Annotated in this window: 11 protein-coding genes; 6 read left to right on the forward strand and 5 right to left on the reverse strand. The window is 69.8% G+C overall.

All coding sequences use genetic code 11. The features are described 5' to 3' along the window. Positions 1-30 precede the first annotated feature (30 nt). Positions 31-528: an aminoacyl-tRNA deacylase gene (locus tag I2487_RS01970; RefSeq protein WP_207170530.1), complete on the forward strand. Its 498-nt coding sequence runs from the start codon at positions 31-33 to the stop codon at positions 526-528. A 144-nt stretch (positions 529-672) separates the two neighbouring features. On the opposite strand, the gene I2487_RS01975 is transcribed toward I2487_RS01970, so the two are convergent. The 5 genes from I2487_RS01975 to I2487_RS01995 form a co-directional block, all read right to left on the reverse strand. Next, positions 673-1995 carry a deoxyguanosinetriphosphate triphosphohydrolase gene (locus I2487_RS01975; RefSeq protein WP_207170529.1) on the reverse strand — a complete coding sequence of 441 codons (1323 nt, stop codon included), beginning with the start codon at positions 1993-1995 and terminating at the stop codon, positions 673-675. A 10-nt stretch (positions 1996-2005) separates the two neighbouring features. Then, the gene (gene dusB, locus I2487_RS01980) at positions 2006-3235 is read right to left on the reverse strand and encodes a tRNA dihydrouridine synthase DusB (RefSeq protein WP_207170528.1); all 1230 of its coding nucleotides are present in this window, start codon (positions 3233-3235) and stop codon (positions 2006-2008) included. 11 nt (positions 3236-3246) lie between these two features. Beyond that, entirely contained in the window at positions 3247-4212 is a 966-nt protein-coding gene (locus I2487_RS01985; RefSeq protein ID WP_207170527.1) for a GNAT family N-acetyltransferase, read from the reverse strand. A gap of 102 nt (positions 4213-4314) precedes the next feature. Continuing rightward, entirely contained in the window at positions 4315-5697 is a 1383-nt protein-coding gene (locus I2487_RS01990) for a glycine--tRNA ligase (protein ID WP_207170526.1), read from the reverse strand. Positions 5698-5858: 161 nt separating this feature from the next. Next, a complete protein-coding gene (locus tag I2487_RS01995) occupies positions 5859-6860 on the reverse strand; it encodes a DMT family transporter (protein ID WP_207170525.1) in 1002 nt (333 codons plus the stop codon). Between the two features lie 63 nt (positions 6861-6923). On the opposite strand from I2487_RS01995, the gene I2487_RS02000 reads away from it, so the two are divergent. The 5 genes from I2487_RS02000 to I2487_RS02020 all read left to right on the forward strand — a co-directional run. Continuing rightward, entirely contained in the window at positions 6924-7169 is a 246-nt protein-coding gene (locus I2487_RS02000; RefSeq protein WP_207170524.1) for an RNA-binding S4 domain-containing protein, read from the forward strand. A gap of 156 nt (positions 7170-7325) precedes the next feature. Beyond that, on the forward strand, positions 7326-8411 hold the full coding sequence (locus tag I2487_RS02005) for a glycosyltransferase (protein ID WP_345941301.1): 1086 nt from the start codon (positions 7326-7328) through the stop codon (positions 8409-8411). Beyond that, entirely contained in the window at positions 8408-9481 is a 1074-nt protein-coding gene (locus tag I2487_RS02010) for a hypothetical protein (protein ID WP_207170523.1), read from the forward strand. Before I2487_RS02005 ends, I2487_RS02010 begins: the two co-directional genes overlap by 4 nt. Beyond that, the gene (locus I2487_RS02015) at positions 9478-10464 is read left to right on the forward strand and encodes a glycosyltransferase family 2 protein (protein WP_207170522.1); all 987 of its coding nucleotides are present in this window, start codon (positions 9478-9480) and stop codon (positions 10462-10464) included. Before I2487_RS02010 ends, I2487_RS02015 begins: the two co-directional genes overlap by 4 nt. Next, a partial coding sequence (locus I2487_RS02020) for a glycosyltransferase (RefSeq protein WP_207173000.1) occupies positions 10461-11505 on the forward strand: 1045 nt, incomplete at its 3' end. The genes I2487_RS02015 and I2487_RS02020, both read left to right, overlap by 4 nt.

Consider the following 11505-nt stretch of genomic DNA (forward strand, 5'->3'; position numbering starts at 1 on the left):
AGGCGAGGAAGTCTCGCTAGGCTGGGGATCATGACTGAGCTTTCCGGACGCGAGCGGGTGCAGGCCGACGCCGATTCCCGCGCGGTGACCCTCGAATTCGTCCAGCGCGGACCCGCCTCCAGCTTGGAGGAGGCCGCCGAGAATCTCGGCGTGGAGCCGCGCGAGATCGTCAAGACCCTGGTCGCGAAGGCCAGGAAGACCCAGTCGTCCACCGAGCACAGCTATGTGGTGGCGCTGATCCCCGGAGACAAGCAGGTGGACTGGGCGAAGCTGCGCCGGTTGGCGGGGATGAAGAAGATGTCGATGACCGCGCCGGAGGAGGCCGTGGCGGCCACCGGGTATCACCCGGGAACCATCACGCCCTTCGGCGCCCGCACCCCCGAGGGACAGGCCTGGCCGGTCTACGCCGATGAGTCGATCACCGGGCGGATCGCGATGGGCGCCGGGGAACCGGATCTGAACCTCTTCGTGGAGGCCGAGGAGCTGTTCGCGGCCTTCGACGTCGTGCTCGGCGACATCGGCAAATAGCCGCCCTTCCTCCCTCTTCTCCGTTGAGGGGCGGATTCTGCGGCTACTTCGGCCCCTCTTCCGCATGAGATACCCGCAGTTTCCGCCTCTCAACGAGAAGCAGCCGCCCCTCAACGAGAAGCAGCCGCCCCTCAACGGAGGGGGTCAGGCGAAGAGGCGGTTGAACACCGGGCGGCCGTGGACCAGGGTGGCGTACCACTCCAGCGCCGCGCCGTCGGTGAGCGAGGCGATCTGGTCGATGATCGCACGCTGCCGGCCGGCGTCGTCCTGCGCGGCATGGAAGTCAGCCTGGAAGGGCGGCTCCAGGAACTGGTCCCCGGTCTCGGCGAGCAGACCATGCAGGCCCTCGATGACCTCGCGCTGCCTGGCGTAGACCGGCTTCTGCTCCCGGGAGGCCATGATGTAGGTCGCCGCGATGCCTTTCATCAGCGAGACCTCCTCCAGAGTCTCCTCCGGGACCACCAGGTCGGCCTCGTGGCGGACCAGCGGGCGGTCGCCGTAGGCCTCGCGGGTGGCGGAGAAGATGGCGTGGGAGAACCGTCCGATCAGCTCGCTGGTCATGTTCTTCAGCGCGGCCAGCGCCCGGCGCGAGCCGTCAGACTCCCCCACCCAGGAATCCGCCGAGGAGAGCCGATCCAGCGCGGCCGCGATCCGGGCAGGGTCGGTCTCGGGCAGGTACCAGTCCCGGGTGGTCTGGACCACGCGGCGGCGCTGCAGCGGGTCGGCGAGGAACTTCAGCTGGAACCGGCCGTTGACCACGCCGTCCTCGATGTCATGCACCGAATACGCGATATCGTCCGCGGCGTCCATCACCTGGGCCTCCATGGACTTGCGCCGACCCTCGACCCCCTCGCGGATCCAGGCGAAGACCTCGACGTCGTCCTCATAGGCGCCGAACTTCGCGCTGCGGCTGCCATCGGGCAGGGTCGGAGCCTCCTCGGCGCGCCAGGGGTATTTCACCGCGGCGTCCAGCGAGGCGCGGGTCAGGTTCAGCCCGGCGGAGCGGCCGTCGGGGTGGAAGCGCTTGGTCTCCAGCCGGGTCAGCAGCCGCAGCGTCTGGGCGTTGCCCTCGAACCCGCCGTACGGGGCGGCCAGCGCATTGAGCACGGTCTCCCCGTTGTGCCCGAAGGGCGGGTGGCCCAGATCGTGGGAGAGGCAGGCGGCGTCCACGACGTCGGGGTCACAGCCCAGCAGCCGGCCGAGGTCCCGGCCCACCTGGGCGACCTCCAGCGAGTGGGTCAGTCGGGTGCGGGAGAAGTCATCGACGTCGGGCGAGACCACCTGGGTCTTGGCTCCGAGCCGGCGCAGCGCGGAGGAGTGCAGGAGCCGGGCCCGGTCCCGCTCGAAGCTGGAGCGGTACACCGACTTTCCGTGCTCGGGCACCCAGCGGGCCTCGTCGGCCTCGGTGTATCCCGGTCGCAGGGCCGCGTAGCCGCCCTCTACTCGCTCCACGTTCTGCGCAGTCATGGACCCAACCCTATCCGCCGGAGATGTCGACCTCTGCGGCCTGGATCATCTCGCGCTGCACCTCATTGAGCTCCTGGGACTCCAGCCAGTCCTGCGGCAGGTGCACCTTCTTGGGTGATCCGGCGCGGCCGCGCGGGCCCTCAGCGTCGGCCCCGGGGTAGCTCAGGGACTGGTCCAGCTGGCCGAGCAGGTCTTCGAGCTGCGCCATGGACTCCACGGCGACCAGCTGGGTGCGCAGCTGCGAGCCCACCGCGTAGCCCTTGAAGTACCAGGCCACATGCTTGCGGATGTCCTGCATGGCCTTGCGCTCGTCGCCGTCGAAGTACGGGACCAGCATCTGCGCATGGCGCAGCAGGGTGGCCGAGACCATCGGCAGGTCCGGACGGTGCCGCTCGTCCCGGCCCTCGAAGGCGGCCTGGAGGTCACCGAAGAGCCACGGCCGGCCCTGGCAGCCGCGGCCGACGACGACGCCGTCCACCCCGGTCTGCTCCACCATCGCGAGGGCATCCTCAGCGGACCAGATGTCCCCGTTGCCCAGCACCGGGATGTCGGGCAGCGACTCGCGCAGCGCGGCGATCGCGGACCAGTCGGCCTGCCCGGAGTAGTGCTGCCGGGCGGTGCGCCCATGCAGCGCCACCGCGGCCACGCCGGAGTCTCGGGCGACCTTGCCGGCCTCGATGAAGGTCAGGTGGTCCTCGTCGATGCCCTTGCGCATCTTCACCGTCACCGGGATGTTCGCCTTGGCGGCTTCGCGCACCGCGGTGGCGACGATGGACTCGAAGAGCCGGATCTTCCAGGGCAGCGCGGAGCCGCCGCCCTTGCGGGTGACCTTGGGCACCGGGCAGCCGAAGTTCATGTCGATGTGATCGGCCCGGCCCTCCTCGACCAGCATCCGCACCGCGTGGCCGGTGGTGACCGGGTCCACCGAGTAGAGCTGCACCGAGCGTGGGACCTCGTCGGGTTCATGCTTGATGATCCGCAGCGATTCGGGCCGACGCTCCACCAGGGCGCGCGCGGTGACCATCTCATTGACGAAGAGTCCGCCGCCGTAGTCGCGGCAGAGCCGTCGGAAAGCGGTGTTGGTGATCCCGGCCATCGGGGCCAGCACCACCGGGGTCTTCACCGTGATCGGTCCCAGGTTCAGCGGGGGCAGCAGTGGGGTGCTCGACGTGGAGTCGGTCGCTGCGGTATCGGGCGTGGCGGCACCGGGCGCGGCGGTATCGGTGGCCTCGAGGGTCATCGGCTCCCCGCTCAGGCTGCGTCTTTGGCGTAGATGAGCGCCTCGAAGTCGTACTCGGCCTCACCGGCTGCGATGAGCTCATCGGTGACGGTCTTCAGCGGCACCATGGCGTCGTCGACCTCGACCTTGACCGGGAAGTGCGCCGAGAGCAGCGCGAGCATCGCCCGGCAGGCGGTCTCGGCGTCGGCGTCCGCAAGGGCGGTGTTCCAGCCCAGCAGCACGTCGGCGGGCTCGTCGGTGCGTTCGGAGGTGTAGCTGATCGCGAAGGCCAGGATGCCGTTGTCTCCACCCTGGGAGGTGTCGCGCAGCACCACGGCCCCCGAGGCGCCGGTCTCCGGGCCCAGCAGCATCTGCTGCGCCTTGCCGATGGTCATCTCGGCGCGGTCCCAGGCGTGCACGGTGTTGTAGAAGTCCGCGACCAGCTGGGTGAGCTCCACCGATCCGGTGGCGAGGTCTTCGAGATCGAGTCCCGCGCTGTCCAGATCCGGCAGCGAGATGGCGCCTGGCTGGACGACCACCTGGCGGGAGGCCTGGATCTTGGTGAAGCCGTTGTCCTTCAGGAAGCACTGGGCGGCGGAGCGCTTGGCCACCCGGGCCTTCAGCGACTGGACCGCACAGTTGGGGACCTCCGCCTCCAGGATCTGCAGCATCTGCGCACCGACCCCACGACGGCGATGGTCCGGGGCGACCTCGGCGTAGAAGGAGAGCCGGTCCGGGTGCAGCGAGGAGCGGAAGATCGTGGCAGCGGCCACGGGCAGGCCCGCGTCCTCGGCCACGATGCAGCGGGACCAGGGCTCGTTCGAGGAGGGCCGCAGCAGGCTGCGGTCCTGGTGGTGCATCGAGTTCTCCGGGTCTCCCCAGACCTGGAGCAGCTTCAGGTCGTCGCCGTCGGCCCAGGGCCGCACGGTGAGGCCGGAGTCCAGGGTCAGCCGGGCCGGGTTCACGGGGTGAGCCGCGACGTCGCGCTCAGTACTCATCAGAATTCCTTAGACGAGAGCAGTAGATGTCGTTCAGACCAAACAAGCCATGGTAGTCCCGCACCCGCGCCCTGACAAAGCCTGCGCCGCCCTGCCGCCGACTCAGCCCAGCAGCTTCACCGCCAGGTAGGACTGGACCTTGTCCAGGGAGACCCGTTCCTGGGTCATCTCATCGCGGTCCCGGATGGTGACCGCCTGGTCCTCCAGGGTGTCGAAGTCCACGGTGATGCAGAACGGGGTGCCGATCTCGTCCTGGCGACGGTAGCGGCGCCCGATGGCCCCGGAATCGTCGAAGTCGATGTTCCAGTGCTGGCGCAGCGTCTGGGCCAGGTCCTGGGAGACCCCGGCCAGCTCGGGCTTCTTCGAGAGCGGAAGCACCGCGGCCTTCACCGGGGCCAGCTTCGGGTGCAGCTTGAGCACGGTGCGGGTGTCCACCCCACCCTTGGTGTTCGGTGCCTCGTCCTCGGTGTAGGCATCGACCAGGAACGCCATCATGGCGCGGGTCAGGCCGAAGGAGGGCTCGATCACGTACGGGGTGTAGCGGGTGCCGCTGGCCTGGTCGAAGTACTGCAGCTTCGCGCCGGAGGCCTCGGTATGGGAGTTCAGGTCATAGTCGGTGCGGTTGGCCACGCCCATCAGCTCGCCCCAGGCGGAGCCGGCGAAGTCGAAGCGGTACTCCAGGTCGATGGTGCCGGCGGAGTAGTGCGCCCGGTCGTCCTCGGGCACGTCGAACTTGCGCAGGTTCTCCGGGTTCAGACCCAGATCGATGAACCAGTTGTAGCAGGCGTCGACCCAGTGCTTGAACCACTCGTCGGCCTCATCCGGGTGGGTGAAGTACTCGATCTCCATCTGCTCGAATTCGCGGGTCCGGAAGATGAAGTTGCCGGGGGTGATCTCGTTGCGGAAGGCCTTGCCGATCTGACCGATGCCGAACGGCGGCTTCTTCCGGGCCGAGGTCACCACGTTGTTGAAGTTCACGAAGATGCCCTGGGCGGTCTCGGGGCGCATGTAGTGCAGGCCCTCCTGGTCATCCACCGGACCCAGGAAGGTCTTCATCAGGCCGGAGAACTGCTGCGGCTCGGTCCACTTGCCGGGCTGGCCGGTCTCGGGGTCGCGGATGTCGGCGAGGCCGTTCTCCGGCGGGTGGCCGTGCTTGGCCTCATAGGCCTCGATCAGGTGATCGGCGCGGTAGCGGCGGTGGGTGTGCAGCGACTCGACCAGCGGGTCGGAGAACGTCTTGACGTGACCCGAGGCGTGCCAGACGGCCTGGGGCAGGATGATCGCGGAGTCCAGGCCGACCATGTCGCCGCGACCGCGGATGAAGGTCTGCCACCACTCGGCCTTGATGTTCTCCTTGAGCTCCGTCCCGAGGGGTCCGTAGTCCCAGGCAGAGCGGGTTCCGCCGTAGATCTCTCCCGACTGGAACACGAAGCCGCGGCGCTTCGCCAGGGAGATGACTTTGTCGAGTGCGGTCTCTTTGGCCATGTGGCAGATACACCTCAGGTAGAACGGGGATGAACACAGATTGCGCCAGCTTATCGCGCGCAGGCACCGGGCCCGAATACGACTCGGTGGCCGGACCCCAGCCCCAGTCCCCGTCTCAGCCCGAGCCCCAGCCCGAGTCCCAGCCCCTCAGCGAGCGGTCCTCAGGCTCGGGCCCTCGGCCCGGGGCGGCCGCGCAGGATGTCGGGCAGCGAGGCCAAGACCACCGCGAGCAGGGTCAGCCCGGTGCCCAGCACGGTCGCGGTGGTCACCAGCGAACCGGGGGTGGGCAGCAGCACATCGAGCAGCAGCGAACCCAGCAGCTGCCCGGCGATCATGCCCATCGCGGCGATCAGCACCCCGACCCGGGTGACCAGCAGCGCACCCAGGGCGATGAAGATGATCCCCAGGGGGCCGCCCAGGTAGTGCCACCAGGTCAGTGACAGCGCCGGATCCACCCCGCTGACCACCGCCTTGCCGGCCCAGACCAGCAGCAGGAACAGCGTTCCCGCCAGGAAGTTGAACAGCGTCCCCGGCGCCGGGGACCGATACGCCGCCGAATGCCGGCCATTGATCGCCTGCTGCGCCGCCTGCAGGAAGCCGCCGGAGAGCGGCAGCAGCACCAGGGCCAGCCAGGCGGGTCCCTGCCCGGAGGCGGCCAGCTGCGGCGAGACCGCCCAGAGCACCGCCAGCACGGTCAGCGCAGCACCGCCGACGCGGAACGGGTTCAGCCGCATCCGCCCGGCGGGCCCCAGCCCGATCCGATCCCAGAGCAGGCCGCCCAGCGTCTGCCCGGTGACCACCGCCACGGTGAACACGGCGACACCGATGAGCCCGATGCTCAGCGTCTGGGTGAGCACGAAGTAGGCGCCCACGCAGCCGGCCAGGAAGTACCACCAACGGATCCGCCCCTCGCGGACCGCCGGGGCGACCCGGCCGAGCGCCCGCCGTCCGCGACCGGTGCCGAAGGTCACCAGCAGCAGGATGACGGTGCCCACGCTGAAGCTGATGGTCGCCGCGAGGACCGGGTCGCCGATCTCGTTGGTCAGCGCGGCATTGACACGGCCCTGCGCCGGGATCGCCGCACCCGAGGCGAGCATCAGCAGCAGCAGGAAGACCCAGACCAGCGGGGAGCGGGGGGCCGCTGCGGAATCGGCAGAACTCATGAGCCTCACCTTATCCAGAGCCCTCCCCCACGTTTCACCGCAGCGGCATGACAGAATCGGCCCATGAGCCAAGAAGTGTCTGAGGTCCCGATCCGCGATGAGTCCATCCGTCTGGGTCAGCTGTTGAAGCTCGCCGGCGTGGTCGAGAACGGCGCGATCGCCCGCGAGGTGATCGACTCCTCCGGCGTCCGGGTCGACGGCGAGGTGGAGACCCGCCGCGGTGCCCAGATCAAGCGTGGCCAGCTCGTGGAGTTCGACGGCGAGCCCTTCGGCCTGCCGGGCGCACGCCTCATGCCCGTGGCGGACTGACGGACCTGAATCCGCCTCCCCGACACCGCGTGTACAGTGCCTCTAGGAGTCTGGCCCACACGGGTGCGCCGGGCCTCTGAAGACATTCTTCTGCGAGGTGCCTGCCGGTCTCGATGACCGGCGCCGGGGGGCTGCGTCTCGCCCTGTGAACTAGGGGTGCGGTTGCGCATATGCATCATCGCCTCGAGCCAGTTTCCCATCCGGGAACCCTTCGCCGGAGGGCTCGAGGCTTTTACACACACGGTGGCCAAGAAGCTCATCAGCAGAGGTCATTCGGTGACCCTGTTCGCCGCAGGCGGCAGCGACCCGGAGCTGGGCGCTCAGATGCTCCTGCCCGAGCGTCTGGAGCTCACGGCCGCCGCCCGCTCTGACGTCGGCGCGATGCCGGTGGACTGGATGCAGCAGCATCACGCCTACCTGGGTCTGATGCTGCGCCTGGCCGAGTCCCAAGACTTCGACGTGATCCACAACAATTCTCTGCATCACCTCCCGGTGGCCCTCTCGGCGCTGGTGCCGATGCCGGTGCTCACCACCCTGCATACTCCCCCGACCCCCTGGCTGGAATCGGCGATGAGCTACGCAGCACCCTCCTCGGTGTTCACCGCGGTGAGCTCGGCCACCGCCAAGGCCTGGGCGGGCTCCGTGACGGCCAGCGTGATCCCCAATGGCATCGATACCGAGGTATGGCATCCGGGGCCCGGGGGCAACGACTGTGTCTGGACCGGACGCATGGTGCCCGAGAAGGCCCCACACCTGGCCATCGACGCCGCGCGCGCCGCCGGTCGCAGCATCGCCCTCGCGGGACCCATCCTGGACCGCAGCTACTTCGAGGCACAGGTGCAGCCCCGGCTCGGCGATGACGCGGTCTACCTGGGGCATCTTCGCCACACCGAGCTGGTCGAGCTGGTCGGCTCCTCCGCGGTGGCCGTGGTGAGCTCCCAGTGGGACGAGCCCTACGGCCTGGTCGCCGCGGAAGCGATGTCCTGCGGAACCCCCGTGGCGGCGTTCCCGCGCGGCGGGCTGGTCGAGATCGTCACCGACGACTCCGGCGCTCTCGCCGCCGACGGCTCCGTGGCCGCCCTCGCCGAGGCGATCGCGCGGGCCGCTCGCTGTGATCGCACCCTGGTGCGCCGGCGCGCCGAGGGCGATCTCTCACTGGAACGCATGGTCGACGACTACGAGCGGCTCTACACCCAGATGGCCATGGAACCCGCCACCCGGTCCACCGCCTCAGCCCGATGATCGGCTGGTACATCCACCACCAGGGCCGCGGACACCTGCACCGGGCCACCGCGGTGGCCCAGGCCGCCGCGCTGCGGGGGGTCCAGATCACCGGGCTCTCCTCGCTGCCCCACCCCGCGGACTGGCCGACCGGAGCCGGCTGGGTCCAGCTGGAACGCGATGACACCGCGCTGGACGGCGGATTCCGTGACCCCACCGCGTCCGGCGCCCTGCACTGGACACCGGTGCACCACCCCGGACTGCGCCGACGCAGCGCAGAACTCTCGACCTGGATCGATCAGGCTGCCCCCGAGCTGCTCGTATCGGACGTCTCGGTGGAGATCGCGCTGCTGGCCCGACTCCATGGGATCCCGGTGGTCACCGTGGCGCTGCCAGGAGACCGCACGGACCCTGCGCACCGGCTCGGCTACGAGATTTCCGCCGCCGTGGTGGGGATGTGGCCCGCGCAGGCCACCGAGATCTTCGCCGGGGCACCGGAGGTCCATGCGCTGGGCGGGCTCTCCCGCTTCTCCCCGGAACCTCCAGAACCTCCGGAATCTCCTAGGCCAGACCAGCCCGGCACACCCGAGAGCGCGGACCGGCAGCTCGAGATCCTGGTGCTCAGCGGAGGCGGCGGCGGCGCCGTCAGCGAGGCTGCCATCGGACAGCTGCGCCGGATCCTGCCGCAGGCGCGGCTGAGAATCCTGGGCGGCGAGTCCGCCTGGGCGGATGACCCCTGGCCGTTGCTGAGCCGCGCGGACCTGGTGCTCACCGCGGCCGGCCAGAACTCCATCGCCGAGGTCGCCGCCAGCCGGACCCCCGCGCTGGTCACCGCGCTGGACCGCCCGCACCGGGAACAGACCCATATGCTCGACGCTCTGGACCGGGGCCCCTGGCCGGCGCTGCGCACCCCCGATCCCGCCGACGAGGCCGGCTGGGATCAGGCCGTGGCACGAGCCTTGAGCCTCGACGGCGCGGACTGGGCCAGCTGGTGCGACGGCGCGGCGGCCGAACGGTTCGCCGAGCTGCTCGCCTCGATGCCGACCCTGCAGACGCCGGCCCCGGCCCGCCGCACCGAGGTGACCCGATGACCCGACCAGGCCCGTCGACACCCTCCCACCAGTCAAGCCAGACCAGCCCGCCAGGCCAGACCGGCCGGTTCGAGCAGACCGATCCGCGCGCCGTCGTGATCACTGCGGTGCACGGGCGCAGCGTCCATCTGCGTCGTCAGCGCGCCGCGCTCGCGCTCAGTGATCAGGCTCCGATCACGCATGTGGTGGTCGCCATGGATGACCCCGAGATCCTTCCGCGGCTGGCGCCGTGCCAGCCCGCCGGCACCGATGCTGCGCTGCCCACCGAGGTGTTGGAGCTCCGGCGCAGCGACGGGCGGCTGCCCCTGGCCGCGGCCCGCAACGCCGGAGCCTCCCGCGCCCTGGAGCATCTCAACCGCCCCGAGGATCTGCTGATCTTCCTGGACGTGGACTGCATCCCGGACCCCGGGTTGATCAGCGCCTATCTCGACGCCTCGCGGCTGCGGCCGGCGGATCTGCTCTGCGGGCCGGTGGCGTATCTGCCGGAGCTTCCCGGGGAGACGCTCGACGCCGCCTCGGCCCAGGAGCTCACCCAATGGGCTGCCCCGCACCCGGCCCGGCCGGCACCGGCGCCCGGGGAGATCCGCACCCACGGAGAGCATGCGTTGTTCTGGTCGCTGTCCTTCGCGGTGCGCCGGGAGGTGTGGGAGAAGATCGGAGGCTTCGATGAGGCCTATACCGGCTACGGGGCTGAGGACACCGATTTCTCCTGGCGCGCCAGGTCCCACGGGATCGAGCTGACCTGGGTGGGCGGCGCTCGTGCCTTTCATCAGCATCACCCGGTCTCGCGACCGCCGGTGGAGCACCTCAGCGACATCCTGCGCAACGGTGCGCTCTTCGCGCAGCGGTGGGGGCACTGGCCGATGGAGGGCTGGCTGCAGGAGTTCGAACGCCTGGGTCTGGTCCGGCATGAGGGTGCGGACTGGGTCGCGACCGGAGATGCCCGGCGATCAGCGCAGCACGCGGCTGGGGGCCCGGCGTGAGCATCCGGGTGGCCTCGGTGCCGGCATCCCACGTCTACATACGTCACCTGGGACACCCGCCGGATCCTGACCTCGCGACTGGCCTCGAGGCTGGACACGGCGCTGGGCACGCCGCTGGGCACGGCCCGCCAGCCCCGGTGCACAGGCTGCCGGATCCGCCCTCGCCGAGCGAGAACCCGCCCACGGGTGCTCCCTGGTGGCCCCCGGCGATGTTGGACGCGGCCTGGATCAAGGCGCACGAGTTCGACCTGATGCATATCCATTTCGGCTTCGACGCGCAGACCCCGGAGCAGCTGCATGAGGTCTTCGATGCGCTCGACGCCCGGGGCAGGCCGCTGGTCTACACGGCGCATGATCTGTGGAACCCGCACCACGAGGATCCGACGCTGCATGATTCACAGCTGGAGGTGATCTTCGCCCGGGCCCGGGTGGTGATCACGCTCAGCGAGCAGGCCGCCGAGGAGATCGCGCGACGCTGGGGCGTGAAGGCACAGGTGATCCCGCACCCACATGTGGTCGACCTGGACCTGATCGGAGGTTATACGGAGAAGCCACGGCGGCGCAGCGACGAGTTCCGACTCGGCATCCACCTGAAGAGCCTGCGGGCCAATATGGTCGGCGTGGAGGTGCTCGCGGCGGCGATCGAGGCGCTGCGCGAGATTCCGCGCGCAGTGCTGCAGGTGGATCTGCACCGCGATGTCTTCGAGACGTCCGGCGCACGGCACGACGCCGAGCTGGTCGGCTGGCTGCAGCGTCAGGACCCGGAGCTGGTGGATCTGAAGGTCCATGACTTCTACACCGACGCCGAGCTCTTCGACTACCTCTCCGGGCTGCACACCTCGCTGCTGCCCTACCGGTTCGGCACGCATTCCGGCTGGATGGAGGCCGCCCACGATCTGGGCACCACGGTGATCGCCCCGGACGTCGGCTGCTATTCCAGCCAGGGAGCCGACTTCCTCTACCGCTGGCAGAGCGGCGGCCTCGACGCGCCGAGCCTGCACCGGGCGGTGCATGCCGCCGCGGAGCAGGCGGCCCGGCAGG

It is taken from the genome of Nesterenkonia sp. E16_10 (assembly GCF_017347085.1).
GTDB lineage: Bacteria > Actinomycetota > Actinomycetes > Actinomycetales > Micrococcaceae > Nesterenkonia.